This window comes from Celeribacter halophilus, from assembly GCF_018860305.1.
GTDB lineage: Bacteria > Pseudomonadota > Alphaproteobacteria > Rhodobacterales > Rhodobacteraceae > Celeribacter > Celeribacter halophilus_A.
This window is the reverse complement of sequence record NZ_JAHKPE010000019.1, coordinates 491,558-510,151: the sequence shown is the minus strand read 5'-3', so window position 1 is coordinate 510,151 and position 18,594 is coordinate 491,558. Positions and strand designations below refer to the sequence as shown.

17 protein-coding genes are annotated in these 18,594 nt (G+C 59.9%); 5 read left to right on the top strand and 12 right to left on the bottom strand.

The window, feature by feature from the left end:
* Positions 1-212: 212 nt before the first annotated feature.
* Both modC and modB read right to left on the bottom strand, forming a co-directional pair.
* Positions 213-1,295, bottom strand: a complete 1,083-nt coding sequence (gene modC, locus KO492_RS06785) for a molybdenum ABC transporter ATP-binding protein (RefSeq protein ID WP_216044245.1) — start codon at positions 1,293-1,295, stop codon at positions 213-215.
* Complete coding sequence (modB, locus tag KO492_RS06780) at positions 1,292-1,984, bottom strand: molybdate ABC transporter permease subunit (RefSeq protein WP_066605079.1); 693 nt, start codon at positions 1,982-1,984, stop codon at positions 1,292-1,294. Before modB ends, modC begins: the two co-directional genes overlap by 4 nt.
* A 505-nt stretch (positions 1,985-2,489) precedes the next feature.
* Between modB and KO492_RS06775 the strand changes: the two genes are divergently transcribed.
* On the top strand, positions 2,490-3,179 hold the full coding sequence (locus KO492_RS06775; protein ID WP_216044244.1) for a sugar transferase: 690 nt from the start codon (positions 2,490-2,492) through the stop codon (positions 3,177-3,179).
* Positions 3,180-3,314: 135 nt separating this feature from the next.
* On the opposite strand, the gene KO492_RS06770 is transcribed toward KO492_RS06775, so the two are convergent.
* From KO492_RS06770 to cydD, 10 genes are all read right to left on the bottom strand, one after another.
* Positions 3,315-4,742, bottom strand: coding sequence for an ArnT family glycosyltransferase (locus tag KO492_RS06770; RefSeq protein ID WP_216044243.1), 1,428 nt, complete (start codon positions 4,740-4,742; stop codon positions 3,315-3,317).
* A complete protein-coding gene (locus KO492_RS06765; protein WP_066604978.1) occupies positions 4,717-5,043 on the bottom strand; it encodes a lipid-A-disaccharide synthase N-terminal domain-containing protein in 327 nt (108 codons plus the stop codon). The genes KO492_RS06770 and KO492_RS06765 overlap by 26 nt, the downstream gene beginning before the upstream one ends.
* A gap of 4 nt (positions 5,044-5,047) precedes the next feature.
* Positions 5,048-5,788 carry a glycosyltransferase family 2 protein gene (locus tag KO492_RS06760; RefSeq protein WP_216044242.1) on the bottom strand — a complete coding sequence of 247 codons (741 nt, stop codon included), beginning with the start codon at positions 5,786-5,788 and terminating at the stop codon, positions 5,048-5,050.
* A gap of 240 nt (positions 5,789-6,028) precedes the next feature.
* Entirely contained in the window at positions 6,029-6,391 is a 363-nt protein-coding gene (locus KO492_RS06755) for a DUF5368 domain-containing protein (protein WP_216044241.1), read from the bottom strand.
* Between the two features lie 12 nt (positions 6,392-6,403).
* A complete protein-coding gene (locus KO492_RS06750; RefSeq protein WP_216044240.1) occupies positions 6,404-7,720 on the bottom strand; it encodes an NAD(P)/FAD-dependent oxidoreductase in 1,317 nt (438 codons plus the stop codon).
* A 189-nt stretch (positions 7,721-7,909) separates the two neighbouring features.
* Positions 7,910-8,032: a cytochrome bd-I oxidase subunit CydX gene (gene cydX, locus KO492_RS06745; protein ID WP_216044239.1), complete on the bottom strand. Its 123-nt coding sequence runs from the start codon at positions 8,030-8,032 to the stop codon at positions 7,910-7,912.
* Positions 8,033-8,045: 13 nt separating this feature from the next.
* The gene (gene cydB, locus KO492_RS06740) at positions 8,046-9,209 is read right to left on the bottom strand and encodes a cytochrome d ubiquinol oxidase subunit II (RefSeq protein WP_216044238.1); all 1,164 of its coding nucleotides are present in this window, start codon (positions 9,207-9,209) and stop codon (positions 8,046-8,048) included.
* Positions 9,210-9,214: 5 nt separating this feature from the next.
* Positions 9,215-10,828, bottom strand: a complete 1,614-nt coding sequence (locus KO492_RS06735) for a cytochrome ubiquinol oxidase subunit I (RefSeq protein ID WP_216044237.1) — start codon at positions 10,826-10,828, stop codon at positions 9,215-9,217.
* Positions 10,829-11,045: 217 nt separating this feature from the next.
* Positions 11,046-12,677 carry a thiol reductant ABC exporter subunit CydC gene (cydC, locus tag KO492_RS06730; protein WP_216044236.1) on the bottom strand — a complete coding sequence of 544 codons (1,632 nt, stop codon included), beginning with the start codon at positions 12,675-12,677 and terminating at the stop codon, positions 11,046-11,048.
* Entirely contained in the window at positions 12,670-14,340 is a 1,671-nt protein-coding gene (gene cydD, locus KO492_RS06725) for a thiol reductant ABC exporter subunit CydD (protein ID WP_252735351.1), read from the bottom strand. Before cydD ends, cydC begins: the two co-directional genes overlap by 8 nt.
* 290 nt (positions 14,341-14,630) lie before the next feature.
* On the opposite strand from cydD, the gene KO492_RS06720 reads away from it, so the two are divergent.
* The 4 genes from KO492_RS06720 to KO492_RS06705 all read left to right on the top strand — a co-directional run bounded on the left by KO492_RS06720 (position 14,631) and on the right by KO492_RS06705 (position 18,591).
* Positions 14,631-15,446 carry a helix-turn-helix domain-containing protein gene (locus tag KO492_RS06720; RefSeq protein WP_216044234.1) on the top strand — a complete coding sequence of 272 codons (816 nt, stop codon included), beginning with the start codon at positions 14,631-14,633 and terminating at the stop codon, positions 15,444-15,446.
* A gap of 123 nt (positions 15,447-15,569) precedes the next feature.
* Complete coding sequence (locus KO492_RS06715) at positions 15,570-16,580, top strand: ArsJ-associated glyceraldehyde-3-phosphate dehydrogenase (protein ID WP_216044233.1); 1,011 nt, start codon at positions 15,570-15,572, stop codon at positions 16,578-16,580.
* Positions 16,580-17,863, top strand: coding sequence for an organoarsenical effux MFS transporter ArsJ (gene arsJ / locus KO492_RS06710; RefSeq protein WP_252735332.1), 1,284 nt, complete (start codon positions 16,580-16,582; stop codon positions 17,861-17,863). The genes KO492_RS06715 and arsJ overlap by 1 nt, the downstream gene beginning before the upstream one ends.
* A 170-nt stretch (positions 17,864-18,033) precedes the next feature.
* Entirely contained in the window at positions 18,034-18,591 is a 558-nt protein-coding gene (locus KO492_RS06705; protein WP_216044232.1) for a biotin transporter BioY, read from the top strand.
* Positions 18,592-18,594: the final 3 nt, after the last annotated feature.

Sequence of the window (18,594 nt, the reverse complement as noted above, 5' to 3'; positions counted from 1 at the left end):
AGGTTTCTCAAGAAACGCTTTAAGCGGACACTGGTATTCAATTTATTGCATATGTAGCAAGTTTTTTATCATCCGCAAGTATAGCATTTTTCACTATAGCTGGAAAATCCGGCGTTGTGTCGCGTCTCGCAGATTTGCGGTCAACACTGCTCCGTGAAACCGCGCGTCATCGCGAAGGCGGGATCAAGACTTGCCGTCACGCGCCGGTCCGGTCACGCACCGATATTGTCCCGCGCGATCGACACGGTTTTGATGACGGCATGACAGCGCACCCCTTCGCGCAGGTTCAGTGCCGCAACCGAGCGCCGCGTCACTTGCGAAAGCACCCGCCCCGCATCGGTGTCCAACACAATCAACACGCCCGCACCCTGTGTCGGGCTGATCTGGGAGACCACACCGCTCAGGATGTTGAGGGCGGACAAGCCGGTTGGCCGCTCCAGCGACAGCATGACATCCTGCGCCGCGATGCGCAGCCGCACGAGATGACCCACGGGCGTTTCCAGATGCGGCAGGAACAAGGCCGCACCGCCTGCCGAAAGCTCCGTCAGCCCGTCCTCGTGATGAGCATGGACCGTGGCCCGCAACAAGGCGCCCGCGCCTGCGGTGCCAACAGGCAACACCGCCGGATCGCTGAGCACCAGATCGGCAGCCCCCTGCCCGATCACGCGACCGGCTTCGAGCGCAATCACCGTGGTGGCAAGACGTGCCACCTCGGCGGGGCTGTGGCTGACATAGAGAACCGGAATGGCAATCTCGTCGCGCAGCCGTTCGAAATAGGGCAGGATTTCCGCCTTGCGCCCCTCGTCAAGCGCCGCGAGTGGCTCGTCGGCAAGGATCAACTCGGCCCCCGAGAGCAAGGCCCGCCCGATGGCCACCCGTTGCTGCTCCCCACCCGACAAGCCAGCAGGGCGACGCTCCAAAAGAGCCCCGATCCCGAGCATCTCGACCATCTGTGCCACCTCGCGCTCGGGCACATCACGGCGGGAGAACCGCCGCCCGAAATCGAGGTTTTGTGCCACGGTGAGATGTGGAAACAGGCGCGCGTCCTGAAAGATCGTGCCAACCCTGCGCTTGTGCGGCGGCAAAAACAGCTTGGCCTCGCTGTCACACAGAACACGCCCGTCCAGCGAGATCCGCGCATGGTCGGGTTTGAACAGACCCGCGATGGCCCGAATGACTGTGGACTTTCCAGACCCCGACCGCCCGAACAGGACGGTGATCCCTTCAGGCACTTCAAAATCCAGATCGAGCGCGAAATCCCGGAACCGGTGTTTGAGATCGATATGCAGGCTCATGAGCGCCCACCACCGGACATGCGCCGCGCCAGAATTTCAGACAAGATCAGTGCGCCCATCGCCAGTGCAATAGAAATCATCACAAGACGCAGTGCCGCCCCCTCCCCGCCCGGCACTTGCAAGAACGCATAGATGGCCGAAGGCAGCGTGCGCGTCTGGCCCGGAATGTTGGAGACAAAGGTGATGGTCGCACCAAATTCACCAAGCGCCTTGGCAAAGGCCAGAACCGCGCCAGCAAGAATACCGGGCCAGGAAAGCGGCAAGGTCACGCGAAAGAACACGGTCAAAGGCGATGCTCCCAGCGAGGACGCGGCCTCTTCGAGCTTCGTATCCACGGCCTCGATGGACAGGCGGATCGCCCGCACCATGAGCGGAAACCCCATGATCGCAGCAGCCAGCGCCGCCCCCGTCCAGCGAAAGGAAAACACAATGCCGAAATTCTGGAGAAACGCCCCGAGCGGCGCACGGCTTCCGAGGGAGATCAAAAGCAGGTAACCGGTCACAACGGGCGGCAGGATCAACGGCAAATGCACCAGGCCGTTCAGAATCTCGCGCCCCGGAAAGCGCCAGCGTGCCAGCGCATAGGCGACAAATATGCCAAGGGGCAAACTGGCCAGCGCGGCCCAGAACGCCACTTTGAGCGAAAGTGCAACGGCCTGCCATTCCTCCGGCCCCAAGGTGCCCTCCATGATCAAAGCGAGCGCCTGACACACAAGACGCCGCGCCGCGCCTCGGCTTTGGCAACACCCGTCCGGCTGCGCGACTTACTCTGTCGCATCATGATGTGCTGTGCGGTGTTCGTCATCATCCCGCGTCTTTACCCCTATTCGATACCCCTATTCGATTTGCCCCACAGGACTAACCAGCGTGCAAACCCAGTTCCCAGCCACGCCCACAGATTCGCGCGGCATATACCACTCTGACGGCGCGTCTTTACAGATGCATCCTGTTTTTGCGAACCGCCGAAACGTCTTCACATTTATATCGTGCATATTTCGTAGAGCTTTTCTCGAATTTGCTGCAAGAAACCGCCGAGGTGAACCAACCTTCACCTTTTTCGACATTCTCGCGGTAGGAATCGTCACACAAGAAAGATAAGGTGATGCAGATGCAGCATTCGAGGACTCTGCACCTGTGCTGCACGATGTCAAAACGGTTTTGTGCATAAAGATGAAAGTCATTTCGGGGGCGAATATGGTATTTCCTACAAAGAGCGAACGGACTTTTCGCGCCTCATCGAATGCTGTGGATGTGCCTAAAGTTACCTTCTCACCATACGAAACCTTCGGTAAGAGACTGTTTGATATAGCTTTTTTTATTCTAGTCTCTCCACTCGTCATCCCGGTTATTCTGATCCTTGCCATTCTGGTCAAACTGGATGGCGGGCCGGCGTTTTACGCGCAAAGGCGGATCGGACGGAACGGCAAGACCTTTCAGTTTTACAAACTCCGCTCCATGCGTGTGAATGCCGACGCCTATCTGGTGCAGCTTTGCAAGGAAGACCCCGAGATCGCGAAAGAGTGGGAAACCTACCAGAAACTGCGCAATGATCCGCGGATCACCAAAATCGGCAAATTCATCCGCAAGACATCGCTCGACGAATTGCCACAGGTTCTCAATGTGCTCAAAGGCGACATGAGTTTTGTCGGCCCCCGTCCCTTCATGCCCAGCCAACAAATGCTTTATGAAAACGCTCGCGGAGAAGCCTATTTCGACATGCGCCCCGGCATCACGGGCGTGTGGCAGGTCTCCGGTCGCGGTGAAACCAGCTTTGTCGCACGCGTGAAATATGACAATCTATATTATCGCAAACAGAGTTTCCTCACCGACATCAACCTTATCGTGCGCACGGTGACTGTCGTGTTCAAAAGCACGGGCCACTAAAGCCTTTCGCAATTCATTTTGGCACCGTCCGTCCCTACGCAGGGAATTCGAGGCCAATTCCGTGCGGAACTCGCCGCGAAATGCGCGCACTTCCGGATCAGAGGCCAAGCACAGCTCGGTCTGATGCTCGGTCGATCAAGACCCCGACTTGCCCAGCAGACAGTCGGCAGACACGCGACCGGCATGAAGATCCGAGCCCGCGTAAACTCCGGTCAGAACCAACCCGTCCATGAGCTCTGCCTCACAGCGCAGGCTGCCGGACCAGATGACCAGAACATCCCCGCTCACCGCCTCTGTGAGTGCAAAATTCTGCGCATAATAGCTTGAGGCGCGCCCCGTTTCCGGCATCGCATAGAGCGGCACATCGCGGTCGCGTCCGATGTAGAAAAGATCCGCAATGATATCCCGATCACTGGAAACCACGGGCACCCCCTCTGCCTCTGCGAGATCAAGAATACTTTCGGACAGGGCATGTCGCCCCAGATAGCGCTTGAGCAAGGGCTCACCCCCCACCTCCGGCCAAGGGGCCAGCACGATGAACAGCGGCAAGGTCGCGGACAGGGCCAGATTGACGCCAAGCGCCAGCCAGCGCCAAATGCGCGGCAGAACCATGACCGCGAGGATCACACCGGAGAAATAGGTCGCAACCGCCCAGTTTGCATAGGCTTTGTCCAGCAGCGCCTGCACGGTCACGGTCAAGAGCGCGGGAATGGAAAACAGCACCAGCGCGGCACGCGGGCTGCCCTTGGGGCGCAGATAGGCCACGAGCAAAGCGCCCATCGTGACCGGTCCGAACACGCCGAACTGGCTGAAGAAGAACTCGGCCATAGAGCCGAAACCCAACTGTGCCCCATGGCGAAGCCAGCCTGCGTTATCCATCGTATGCGACACGGTGGTCAGATCGTGCGACAGGTTCCAAAGCACATTCGGCAGGATCATGACAGTAAACCCTGCCAGCATCCCCGCCAGATTGCGCCATCCCGGTCGCAAGGCAGGCTGCGTCAGCATGACCAGCGCGGCTCCAACCAGAAAATAGATCGCCGCGTATTTTGCCATGAAGGCAAGGCCCGCAAAGACACCGACCGCCAAGGCATCGCGCAGCGCACGGGTGTCTGTCAGGCGAAAAAAGAATAACAAGGCCGCGGCAAAAAACGGTGCCATCACGGTATCGGTGGAAATCATCACCGAGCCGAGCGCCACAAAGGGCAGGCTCAGATAGAGCGCAACCGTCCAGAGCGCGGCAGTGCGCCCGACCAGACGGGCCGCCAAAGCGCCGAGCAGCAATGCCGTCACGCCATGCAGCACGGCTCCAGGCATCCGCACCCAGAACACCGCATCAGAACCGGCCAGATCGGTCACGGCGCGGATCAGCCAGCCGATCAGAGGGGGTTTGGAATAATAACCGAAATCGAGATTCTGCCCCCAGAACCAGTATTGCACCTCATCGACAAACAGATCGGTGCGGTCAAAAGCCAAAGCCAGAAGCCGCAGCGCCACCGCCACGGCCACAAAACCCAGCGCCAGAGGCAACCAGTCTTTAAGCGGCGTCTTTTGAAGGGTCATCTTCGGTGTTCCGGTTGGCATAGATCAGCCAGAGATTGCGGGAATAGATGACAACGCCCAGCGATTGTCCGAGCACAAAGACCGGATCCTTGCGATAGAGCGCATAGGCAAACAGCATCAATCCGCCCACCAAAGAGAAATACCAGAACGCCACCGGCACCACGGACTGGCGCGCGCGCTCAGAGGCGATCCACTGCAACAGAAACCGTGCCGTGAACATAAGCTGCGCGGAGAGGCCAAAGAGCACCCACCAAAGCTCGCCCACCGTATCCACATGCAAGATCGTCATCAGCCATTGCATGAGATCACCCCTCGGCCCGATCCGTTGTCACCTCGGTCGGGTGCGCTTTCTTGCGACGGCGCAACAACCATGCCACGCCGAGAAGGTCCACCACCCCGACAACCGCACGTTGCAGGTTGGAGTAATGCGACCGGCCGCCCCCACGCGCACGGTGGGAGACATCTACATGGCAGATTTCCCAACCATCACGGGCAAAGAGCGCCGGAAGGTAGCGGTGCATGTGATCGAAATAGGGCAGGCTCAGGAAATCGTCGCGGCGGAAGGCCTTGAGGCCGCATCCCGTGTCACGGGTGCCGTCCTTGAGAATTTTCGCCCGCACGGCGTTGGCGATTTTCGAGGCGTAGCGTTTGGAAAACGTATCCTGCCGCGCCACGCGCTGTCCGGCCACCAAACCGATTTTCTCGGCATTCGGCCCTTTGAACGGCGCGATCATGTTCGGGATTTCCGTTCCCGGATTCTGACCATCCCCGTCCAGCGTGCAGATCACCGTCCCGCGTGCGGCGCGTGCGCCGGAGTGAACCCCCGCCGACTGACCACCGGAGCGGTCATGGCGGATCACCCGCAGATTGGGCATCTCGCGCATCCGCGCGGCCAGAATATCCGCCATGCCGTCATCGGAGGCATCGTCAATCACGATGATTTCGAACGGGCCGATATCTGTGCAAGCGCCTGTGATCTCGTCGAGCAGAGCGCCAATGTTTTCCGCTTCGTTGCGGCAGGGAATGATGATGGAAGTGTCACACATAAGTCGGCTTGGCCCTTAATTGATTGCCTTCGCGCTTACCGGAGCCGCCCGTGGATGTAAAGTCAAACGCCGTTTGCCCCACGCGCCCCGTGCGCAGAAACACGCCCGCAAACGGCTTAAGTGACAGGGCGTTTCCAAGACACATTGACCCTGCCCGCCCCCTCTCACAAATGCGTAAAGACGCCCCCGGTCCGCACACCGGGAGCGCCACCCTTCAGATCGTTCGGAACGAGACGACCTTCAGGATTCGCTGTGTTTCTTCGGCGGATAGATCAGGGCCCCCGCTGTGTAGACGAGAATAGCCATGCCGATCGCCCCCAGAGCCGCAACGCCGAGGAAGACGATAAGGTCCACTGCCCCGCCAATGTCGGCGGGTGAGGATTGGGTAATGGCCATCACGAACCAGACAGCAAGAACCGCGCCCACGGGCATCGACAGTTGCGCCCAGAGGAATTTGTGCCAACTCACAGCACGGTCGCGGATCAGCACGAAGACATAGGCCAGCGTGACCACAGCCGCGATCACCACCATGGCCCAGAACAGGCCGCGTCCGAAGATTTCTTCGAACACGGCAATCATGGTTTGAAGTGTCAGATCTTTCATTGTCGTCCCTCCTCAAGCCTTGCCGCGCAGCATGGCGTTATACGTTGCCTTCAGCGCCACGTCTTCCATCAGCCAGGAAATCCACAGCTCTTCAAGCGGCGGGATAATCCCCGGGAAAGACGGTGTCAGGTTGTTGTTGTAATCGAACTCCACGAGCATCGCCCGACCGATCTTGGTGATCATCGGGCAGGAGGTGTAACCGCCGTAGAACTCGGTGGGATCCGTGCCGGCGATGGCGGAGACGATCTGGTCTTCGACCACCGGCACCTGCCATTTGACGGAGGCTGCGGTTTTGCCCTTCGGCACGCCCGCAACATCGCCAAGCGCCCAGATGTCGGAATAGCGCAGATGCTGCAGCGTGGCCATGTCACATTCGACCCAGCCCTGATCCGTCCACTTGTCAGCCCATGACAGGCCGGACTGACGGATCACCTCAGGGGCGCGTTGTGGTGCGATCAGGTGGATGTAGTCGTAATCCATTTCCTGCTCGCCGTCCGGCGTGTTGAATGTCACGCGTTTCGCGCCCGCATCAATGCCTTTCACCGTATGGTTATACACCGGATCAATGCCGCGATCTTCGAAGATCATGCGCACTTTCTCCGACACAATCGGCACCCCGAAAAGCGCGCTGTCATGGGCGCCATAGGTGATTTTGGCCTTGCCACGATTGCCCGCCCGACGCAGGCGGTCATCAATCAGGAATGCATGTTTCAAAGGCGCACCGGCGCATTTCATCTCTGTGCCCGGACGGGTGAAAATGCCCTGCCCGCCTTCGTCGGCGAATTTCGACGCGGCTTTCCAAGTGGCGGCGGCATATTGCGGACCGGCATAGAGCGCGCCGATGCCGTTTTCTCCCACCATGTCGAGGGAGAAGCCTTCGATGGCATCATGGTCGAGGATCAGCCCCGGTGCCACAACGAGGAAATCATAGGACAGCGTCTGGCCACTTTCGGTCGCGACTGTTTTCGCTTCCGGATCAATAGCGGCGGCTTTCTCCGCGATGAGCGTCACACCTTTGGGCAACCAGTCAGTCGTTTCCGAAACCACATAGTCGGCGGATTTCAAACCTGCTGCCACAAGGGTCAGCCCCGGTTGGTAGAGATGTTCCTTGCGCGGATCAATGATGGTGATCTGCGCACCATCGAGACGGTCCACGAGACGGTTGGCCAAAGCCGTGCCGCCCGCGCCTGCGCCGATGATGATGATTTTTGCGTTGGTCTTGACCGATGCTGCGCGAGCCTCTCCCGAACTCGCGGCAAGCACTGTGGCCCCTGCGGCAAGGCCGAGAAACCCTCGGCGGCCGATCTGCGGGGAATGTGAGGAATACATGTCTCTCTCCCTTTATACTTATGCATATGTATGCATGTTATTGGTGCGGAAAAGCCCCGCCCACGAAAAAATGCGGGCAAAGGCGGGTTTTAAAGGCGCTTCGGGGAGTGTGGAACAATCTCCCCGAAGCAAGCCACCTGAAGGGACCGAGCGGGCAAGGCCAGGTCGAATGGCCTTGCTGGCGTATGGTCAGGCGGTGTCGTCATGCTCTTCAATGAGACGCGTGTCTTCGCGCATCTCAAGCCACATCGCGTTGAGAACGGCGAACATGGCGGCGAGCGGAAGTCCGAGTATCCAAGCAAAATACCACATCTGTGTTCCTTTCTCAGTAGCTCTGAGCGTTGTTGTCGAGATCTTCTTCTTTGACCTTGCCCCAGAGCACTTTGTAGACCCATGAGGTGTAGGCAAGAATGATCGGCATGAAGATGATCGCACAGACCAGCATCACGAACAGGGTCAGGTGCGAACTGGAGCTGTCCCAGACGGTGAGCGAACTGTTCGGATCAACCGTCGAGGGCAGGATGAAGGGGAACATCGTCAGCCCGACCGAGGAAATGATCCCCGTGATGCCGAGTTTCGACCAAAGAAGTGTGGAGACCTCTTTGCCCTTGCTCAGACCAAGCACAGCCAGAGCGATCCCGATGAAGGCCATCGCAGGGGCGATCGCAATCCACGGACGTTCCGAATAGGCCGTCAGCCACGATCCGCCACGGCTCACTTCGGAGTAGAGCGGATTGCTCGGCCCGTCTTTCACGACCTCGCTGACAATCTGATAACCGTCAATCCCGAAGGCAAGCCAGACACCGGCCAGCGCATAGGCCACAGCCGCAACAATACCGGCGATGACGCCGATTTTCTGCGCCCGTTTCTGCACTGTGCCTTCGGCTTTCAGACCCAGCCATGCCGCCCCGTGCATCAGGAGCATCGAAAGCGACACCACACCGGCCAGAAGCGCGAAGGGGTTGAGCAGAAGCAGAAGCTTCATGATCGCGTTGCCTTCATACATCGGCATCAGCAGATCAGGCGTCAGGTAGAACGGCACACCTTGCAGCACATTCCCGACCGCCACACCGAAGACCAGCGCCGGCACGGCACCGCCTACGAAGAGCGCCCAGTCCCAACTCCGCCGCCATGTGGCGCTTTCACGCTTGGAGCGATATTTGAACCCGACAGGACGCAGGATCAACGCGGCCAGAATGAGGAACATCGCGAGGTAGAAGCCCGAGAAGGACACCGCATAGAGCGGCGGCCAGGCGGCAAAGATCGCACCGCCCCCCAGAATGAACCACACTTGGTTGCCTTCCCAGACCGGCCCGATGGTGTTGATGACGACGCGACGCTCTTTGTCGGTTTTGCCAACGAAGGGCAGAAGCGCACCCACCCCCAAATCGAACCCGTCTGTCAGTGCAAACCCGATCAGAAGGACGCCCAAAAGCAACCACCAGATCACGCGCAGGACTTCGAAACTCATAAATTCATGCAGGATCATTGTCGTTACTCCGCAGGTGTTTCAGAAAAGGGGCCCTTGCCGTCATCGGCGCGCAGACGTTGCGTATGACGCTCTGTCCACGTGTCGGTTTCAGCGACATCCATGTAGGGACCTTTTTTGATGTATTTGAGCATCAGACCCATCTCGACGATGAAGAGCACCGTGTAGAAGATCATGAAGCCCGCCAGAGTGATCAAGAGATCCGCGATCGACAGTTGCGAAACCGACAAAGCGGTCGGAAGCACACCGTCAACCGTCCACGGCTGACGCCCGAACTCGGACACGAACCATCCAAGCTCCGCCGCGATCCATGGTGCAGGAATGATGATCACGGCAAGGCGCAGCGCCCAGCGCGGGTAGTTCATCCCTTTGAACGCCGTGCGGAAGAAGAAATAGAGCATCACAGCGATAAAGCTAAAGCCCAGCCCCACCATCAAGCGGAACGACCAAAACAACGGGCCTACGCTTGGCACGGTGTCATTGGCGGCCTCTGTGATTTGTGCTTCAGTGGCCAGACGCGGATCATCAACGTAGCGTTTCAAAAGCATCGCGAAACCGAGATCGCCGGAATGTTCTTCGAACGTGGCGCGCACCTCGGCGGGCGTTGCATCGCGTTGCTCGCGGATGGTCATCAAGGCGTCATAGGCCACAATGCCGGAGCGGATTTTCTCGCCCGCTTCTGCCACAAGCTGGTCCACACCCGGAATTTCATCCGTAAGCGACCGTGTCCCGATCAACCCCATCACATAAGGAATGTGAATGGCATAATGGGTTTCACGCGCCTCTGTGTCCGGAATACCGACCAGCGTGAAGGAGGCCGGAGCATCCTGTGTTTCCCACATGCCTTCGATGGCTGCGAGTTTCATTTTCTGGGTATGGGTCGCAGAATAGCCGCTTTCATCGCCCAGAATAACAACGGAGAAGGCCGACGCCAGCCCGAAGGACGCTGCAATCGCGATCGAGCGACGGGCAAGCTCCGTGTGCCGCCCTTTGAGCAGATACCACGCGGACACGCCCAACACGAACACAGAAGCCGTCACATATCCGGCCGAAACCGTGTGCACGAATTTGGCCTGTGCCACTTCGTTAAAGACCACTTCGAAGAAGTTGGTCATCTCCATCCGCATTGTATCAGGGTTGAACTCGGACCCGATCGGGTTTTGCATCCAACCGTTTGCGATCAAAATCCAAAGCGCGGAGAAATTGGAGCCAATGGCCACAAGCCAAGCTACAATAAGGTGTGCGGTTTTCGACAGTTTGTCCCAACCAAAGAAGAACAACCCCACAAAGGTTGCTTCCAAGAAAAAGGCCATAAGCCCTTCAATAGCCAGAGGCGCGCCGAAAATGTCGCCGACATAATGGGAATAATAGGACCAGTTCATGCCGAACTGGAATTCCATCGTGATCCCCGTCGCCACGCCGAGAACAAAGTTGATCCCGAAAAGCGTGCCCCAGAATTTTGTCATTTGCCGCCAGATTGGCCGACCGGTCATGACATAGACCGTCTCCATGATCGCCACGATGATCGAAAGACCAAGTGTGAGCGGCACGAAGAGGAAGTGGTACATGGCTGTCATCGCGAATTGCAGGCGCGACAGCTCAACTAGTCCGAACTCCATGTTCCCTTGCTCCTATTGCGCGAGGTAAAGATGTCTCGCAGATGCATGTTTCTGGCATGTCCATAATATGCCACGGCATGAGCGGCTTTGACCCATGTCAACAAATTCAATATTCCAAATATACATTAAACGGACCGCGACATGGCGGCGCGGTGCGACGCTTTGCTCGGAAATGCCGCATCACATCGACGTGAAATTCACGATTTACACAGGAAATTCAGGCCCCGAGCGTCACGATCCGGTCAGCTGCGCCCTGTTCTTCGGCCCGATGCGCCGCCATCAGGACGGCTGAGTCGGGCAGCATCTGCCGCAGACCGGCCAGAACCTGATCCGCAGTCGCCGTGTCCAGCCCTTCGGTCGGCTCGTCCAGAAGCAGCACAGAAGGTTTGCGCAGAATCGCCCGCGCCAGAACCAGTCGCCGCGCCTCCCCGCCTGACAGACCCGCGCCACGCGGCCCGAGCCGCGCTTCAAGCCCGCCCTTGGTCTCCACCACAGTTCGCAGGGCCACCGCATCCAGTGCGGCCCAAAGCTCTGCGTCACTGGCTTCTGGCGCGGCCAGTCGCAGGTTGTCGGCCAGACTGCCCTGAACCAGAGCCGCCCGTTGCCCTACCAAGGTCGCGGCACCATCTGAAAAATCCGCCACGGCCAGATCATCGAGACACACACGCCCCTCTGCGGGCACAAGCGCCCCTGCGGCCAGCAAAAGCACGGTGCTTTTGCCCACACCTGAAGGGCCTTTGAGCGCAACCCACTCGCCGGGCTCCACGGACAGGGTGAAATCCTTGAGCACGGGAGCCGCCGTGCCGCGTCCGAATGTCACAGCGTCAAAGCGCAAACTGACCGGCCCGCTCGGCGCAACGCGGCGCTCCGGCAGATCCGGCACATCTGTCAGTTCGGTCACGCGCCGCGCGGCTCCGATCATCCGGCCCATTTCGGCCACGGAACGGCGCAAGGGCGCAACGGTTTCCATGAGCGCCAAAGCGGCGAAGAACCCGATGGCGGCGCGCGCTGGCGTGATCTCGCCAGCCTCGGCCAAACCACCACCGATCCAGAGCGCAGCACCGGCTGCCAGAGCCGAGATGATCATCAGCCCAACCCCAGCCTGACGTTCGATAAGATCGGTCGTTGTCGCCGCCGCCTGACGCCGTGTTTCCGCCACCTGACAGGCCGCGACCTGATCCGGCAATTGCCCGTAAACCGTGAGGTCTTCGCGGCTGGTGACAAGGTCGATGAACCGCGAACGGAAAGCCTGCGCAGCACTTTCTGCCCGCCGCGAGGGCTGGCGTGCCTGCCGGATGCCCCAAAGCACCACGGACAGACCGCCAAAGGTAAAGGTTGCAAAGATGACCACCGCCACACGCCAGTCAACGAGCCATGACAACACGACCAGCGCCAGAAGCTGTGTCATCCCGCCTGCAATCAGCGGCAGGAACAGGCGCAAGGGCACCCCGTCCAGCGCATCCACATCGGCCACAATCCGGTTCAACGCCTGCGCCCCGCGCAGCCGGATCAGGCGGTCATGCGACCGTGTCGACAAGGCCGCCAACAGCGTCACCCGCAGCTTGGCCAAGGCGCGCAACGTGGCGTCATGGGTCAGGATACGCTCGCCATAGCGCGTCGCCGTGCGCCCGATCGCCAGAAACCGCACCATCGCGGAGGGGCGGAACACATCGAACACGGCCCCTGTGCCGATCAGTCCGGCGGCAGATGCCGCGACGATGAACCAGCCCGACAGGCCGAGAAGCGAGACGCCCATGATCAGGACAAGGATCGACAGGGACAGACCGCGCAAAAGCGCCTTGCGCTCACCCTGCACCATAAGACGGAAGATATACCAGAGCTTACGCATGGTCGGCCTCCTGCCCTTCGGGGCCTGTCACAGAAGGCTCCGGCGCAACCTCGATGACCTGATCCATCCTGGCAATAAGCCGTGCGTCATGGGTCGCCACGATCAGCGTCGCACCGCGCTCCGCCAGTGCCAGAAGGGCTTCCGTAACCCGATCGGCGGTCTCACGGTCGAGATCGGCGGTTGGCTCATCAGCCAGCACAATATCCGGCCTTGCCGCCAAAGCCCGCGCCAGCATGACACGCCGCGCCTCTCCGCCGGACAGACCGCCACCGGTTTCGCCCAAAACGGTCAAATCGCCCTTGGGCAGCGCGTCGAGTACCTGTTTGAGCGCAGCTTCGTGGATCAGATCCGCACTCAAAGGCGCACCAAAGGCAATGTTGTGACGCAAGGAGCGGCCCATGAACATCGGCGCTTGCGGCATCCAGCCAAGCCGCGCCCGCCACGCATCGGCAGTATCTTCGCCCAGCTCCTGCCCCGCAACCTGCACGGCGCCGGAAGCCGGACGCTCCAGCCCCGCAATCAGACGCAACAACGTGGTCTTGCCGGAACCGGACGGTCCGGACAGCGCCACCCGTGCCCCTGCGGGGATGTCGGCATCCGGATAGACGATAGAGCGGCTGCCACGCTTGGCTGTCAGGCCTCGCAGATGAATATCCGCCGGACCGGATAAAGGTGCGACCTTCTCCCCCGTGCCCATGAGAGCTTCGGCCTCATGCCCCTTCCATGTCGCCAATTCACCGGCAACGGCCAACCCCGCCGCCTTGTCATGCCATGCGGTCGAAAGATCGCGCAGCGGTTGGAAATAGTCAGGCGCCAAGAGCAACAGGAAAATCCCGCCCCAAGGCGTGATCCCGCCGCCATAAGCGCCCCAGGACAACTCGCCCAAAAGCGAGAACCCGACCCAGACCGCGACCATTGCCACGCCCAGCGCGGCGAAGAGTTCCAACACGGTCGAGGACAGAAAGGCGATGCGCAGCACAGCCATCGTGCGCGCGCGCAGGTCGTCTGCCGCCTGTTCGAATTGCCCGATAAGACGCGGAGCCGCGCCCAAGAGCCGGATGTCGGCCAAAGCCGCAAGACGGTCCACCAGAAGATCACCCAAAGAGCCGATTTCCTGCATCTGGCGTTCTGAGGCCTCTTGGGCCGCATAGCCCACCAGCGCCATAAACAGCGGAATGAGCGGCGCGGCGATCAGGAAGACCACCCCCACCGCCCAGCTTTGCCAGAAAGCCAGTGCAAGGATTGCGAAAGGCACGGTCATCACACGGGTCTGGGCGGGCGCGTAACGGGTGATATAGGGCAACAAGGCGTCGAGCTTTTCCCCCGCCAGCGCCGCCAGCGCACCGGGACCACCCAAAGGCGACATGCCATGCGTGCGGGCCTCGCGGGTCAAAATCTCCTGCCGAGTTTGTGTGACAATGGCCTGACCGGCGCGAAACAACAAACCTTCGGCGAGATAGTTCAGCACAAGGCGCACAGCGGCAAAGGCCAGAAAAGCCACGGCACCAGCGGCAACACCGACGCCCCCTTCACCTGTCAGCAAGCGGGAGAACACACCGGCGACAAACGCCGCCTGCGGCAACCACAACAACGCGGAAAGCGCCGTCAGATAGGAGGCGGCCTTGATCGCACGTTGCTGACCGGACAGAAGTGTTTTGAGCATCTGCCGCTCCGGTTTGACCGGCCGGCTTTTCTTGTGTCGTGTCATGCGCCTGTGATCCGAGCGTGCGTTATATGTTTTATGCGGGTGCCCTTTGCTGGCACGTTGCGCCGCGAAGTGCAATCGCAACGGCGGCTTTCTCCCCCGACTGCGGCGGGGTGCCTCACCTGTCGCCTGCTTCGGACAACCAGCATTTTGTCATAAAAGTTTCATCCGGTTTTCTTCGATTTGATTTGGTTTTCTCATATAGTTCTTTTATTCACGAATTATCGAAATATTAAAGTGAGTCGGCCATGACCTTCGACACGAACACCGCCCCGCACACCTTTGCCGCTCTCGGCCATGCCGGACGTCTTTCCGTCTTTCGCCTGTTGATGCGGTTTGCGCCGCGCCCCGTGCGGCCGACCGAAATCGCGGATGCCCTCGACATGAAGCCCAACACCCTGTCGGGCTATCTGGCCGATCTGACGCAAGCGGGGCTGATCGACGCCACGCGCGATGGCAGATCGCTGTTCTATAGCGTGAACATGGAAAACTGTGACGCGCTGGTGAGCTATCTGGTCATGGACTGCTGTCGCGGACGGCCGGAAACCTGCCTGAGCGCCCTCCCGGACGCAACAACGCGCCCCTATCGGGTGCTGTTCCTCTGTTCCGGCAATTCCGCCCGCTCGATCATGGCCGAAGCCCTCCTGCGCGATCTCGGCAAGGGCCGGTTCGATGTCTTCTCCGCCGGCACACGGCCCAGCGGTGCGGTTAATGAACAGACCCTCGCCCTTCTGGAACGCAACGGCCACAGCACCGAAGGTCTGCATTCCAAAGACATCTCGATCCATCAAACCGACGACACGCCGGACTTCGACTTTGTCTTCACCGTCTGCGATGCGGCGGCGAGCGAGGAATGTGCCCCTTGGGTCGGGCAGCCTTTGAGCGCGCATTGGGGCCTACCCGATCCGGTCAAGGCCGAAGGCACCGAAGCCGAACGTGCGCTGGCCTTTGCCAAAGCCTATGACGCGCTGCGCCGCCGGATCGAGGTCTTCACCGCCCTGCCGCTCGACAAACTGGATCGCATGTCGCTTCAGGCGAAAATCGACGATCTTTCTGAGATCTAAAGCATTTCCCGAAAGACCTCCACCACGGGCTTTCGGGGAGCTCCGCACAAGGCACTGATGTCGTGGACCGTCCACAATCCACCTGTGCCTCACATAAACTGTAAAAGGGTTTAAGGAACAAACATGCCCAAAATCGCATTGAATGGCCTTGGCCGTATTGGAAAACTCGCGCTGCGTGATCTGTTTGATCGTGGTCTTGGCGAGAACATTGTGCTCATCAACGATCTGGCCGGAGACGCGGAGCAACATGCGCTCTTGCTCGAATTTGACTCCGTGCATGGCCGCTGGTCGGCTGACATCCGCGCCGAGGCGGACAGTCTCACCGTCAACGGCACCGAGATGCGCCTCACACGTCAGGCCAAAATCGAAGACCTGCCGCTGGTCGAGATGGGAGTCGATCTGGTGATTGACTGCACGGGTGTGTTCAAAACCGCCGCGAAAGTCGCGCCCTATTATGAGGCTGGCGTCAAAAAGGTCGTCGTGTCCGCACCGGTGAAAGACGGCGGTGCGCTGAACTTGGTCTATGGCGTGAACAGCGATCTTTATGACCCGAAGGCGCATGATCTGGTCACAGCCGCCTCCTGCACCACCAACTGCCTCGCGCCGGTGGTCAAGGTGATCCACGAAAATCTCGGCATCAAACACGGCTCGATCACCACGATCCATGACGTGACCAACACGCAAACCATCGTGGACCGCCCCGCCAAAGACATGCGCCGTGCACGTTCTGCGCTGACCAACCTGATCCCGACCACCACCGGATCAGCCACGGCGATCACGCTGATCTACCCCGAACTCACAGGCAAGCTGAACGGCCATGCGGTGCGTGTGCCCCTGCTCAATGCCTCGCTGACCGATTGCGTGTTCGAAGTAAACCGCGAGACCACCGCAGAGGAGGTCAACGCCTTGTTCAAAGCGGCCTCCGAAGGCGATCTCAAGGGCATTCTGGGCTATGAAACCCGCCCGCTTGTGTCCTGCGACTATATCAACGACCCGCGCAGTTCCATTGTGGATGCGGGATCGACCATGGTGGTGAATGGCACACAGGTGAAAATCTACGCATGGTATGACAATGAATGGGGCTATGCCTGCCGTCTGGCCGATGTCGCGCGGATGGTTGCGGAGGCAATGTGATGGCATCTGGCATGGACAGCACCGCGAGCACGCCGAACAGCGCGCCGGAGGGCAATCCCCTGCGCGCCTATATGGCCGTGACGGCGGCCTATTGGGCCTTTATGCTCTCGGACGGTGCATTGCGGATGCTGGTCCTGCTGCATTTCAACGGCTTGGGGTTCACCCCCATTCAGTTGGCCTATCTGTTCCTCTTCTACGAAATCGCAGGCATCGTGACCAACCTCTCCGCCGGCTGGCTTGCCGCGCGTTTTGGTTTGACCTCAACGCTTTACGCGGGACTTCTCATCCAGATCGGCGCCTTGGTCGCGCTTGCGGGGCTTGATCCCGCGTGGTCGGTCTCGGCCTCCGTCATCTATGTCATGGCCGTGCAAGGGGCCTCCGGCGTGGCGAAGGATCTGGCGAAAATGTCGTCCAAATCGGCGGTCAAGATCCTTGCCCCGAAAGGCGACGGCAGCCTGTTCAAATGGGTCGCCGTGCTGACCGGATCGAAAAACGCAGTCAAGGGCTTCGGCTTTTTCCTCGGCGCGGCCTTGCTGGCCTTGGCGGGGTTCAAAGCGGCAGTCTGGGGCATGGCAATGGTCCTGATCGCCATCCTTGTGGCCGTCGCGATATTCATGCCCAAAGGGCTTCCCACCGGCAAAAAGGGCACCAAGATTTCCGCGATCTGGTCCAAGGATCGCCGGATCAACCAGTTGTCGCTCGCCCGCATGTTCCTCTTTGGCGCGCGTGATGTCTGGTTCGTGGTCGGCATCCCGATCTATTTCAAAGCAATCTTCTCCGATGGCACGCCAGAGGGCGCGCAACGCGCATTCTTCATCGTCGGGGCCTTCATGGCCGCGTGGATCATCGGCTATGGCTTTGTTCAAGGCATCGCGCCGCGCTTTCTCAAAGGTGCGGCCGGAGATGACGCAGCGGGCACGGCAATGGCGGTGAAATGGGTGGGGCTTCTGACCCCCATCCCCTTTGCTCTGGCCGCGCTCGCCCTGATCGCGGGGGCACCGACACTGTGGCTGACCCTCTCGCTGGTCGCGGGGCTGTTGCTCTTCGGCTTTGTCTTTGCGGTGAACTCTTCGGTCCATTCCTATCTCATTCTGGCCTTTTCCGGCGATGAGCGGGTGACGATGGATGTGGGCTTTTACTACATGGCCAATGCCGCCGGTCGGCTTTTGGGCACATTGCTGTCGGGCCTGTCCTACCAGATCGGCGGATTGTCCCTCTGTCTGGCCACCGCTGGCGTGCTCTCCGCCCTGAGCTTTATCGCAGCGCGGCGCATCGGGCGCTGAGAGACTTTGCAGGCCTTAGCCGTGATGCGGTGGTTTGCAGAGTTTTTCCGCAGATTTGCAAAGCAAAGCCGCCGCAAACCCAAAAGGGCTTTACCATCGTGCGAAGATAGTCCTATCACTCCATCCCAAAGAAACGGCCCATATGAACGGTGCCCTTTGGAGAACTCCTCATGACCACACGCGACATCACCCTGATTGCCCTGTTTGCCGCCCTCACCGCCGTGATGGCAATCTTCCCGCCGGTGACGCTGCCGCTGCTGCCTGTGCCGATCACCGCGCAGTCGTTGGGCGTGATGCTCGCAGGTGGTATTCTCGGAGCAAAGCGCGGGGGGCTGGCCATCCTGCTGCTGCTCGTGCTGGTCGCCATGGGCCTGCCGCTTCTCTCCGGCGGGCGCGGCGGGCTGTCCGTCTTCTTCGGCCCGACAGCGGGCTTTCTTCTGGGCTGGCTGGTAGCCGCTTTCGCGATCGGCTGGATGACCGAGAAATTCTGGGACGGGCTGTCCTTTGTCTCGGCCACATTGATCTGCGTCACGGGCGGTATCGTTGTCATGTATGCCATCGGCATCCCCGGCATCTCCCTTGTGGCCGGTGTGCCACTTTCCAAAGCCTTCATGGGCTCTGTGGCCTTCATCCCCGGTGACATTGTCAAAGCCCTGATCTCCGCTGCCGTGATGGTGACGGTGAAGAAATCCTACCCGATCATCGGCCAGACCAACGGGGCCGCCTGATCC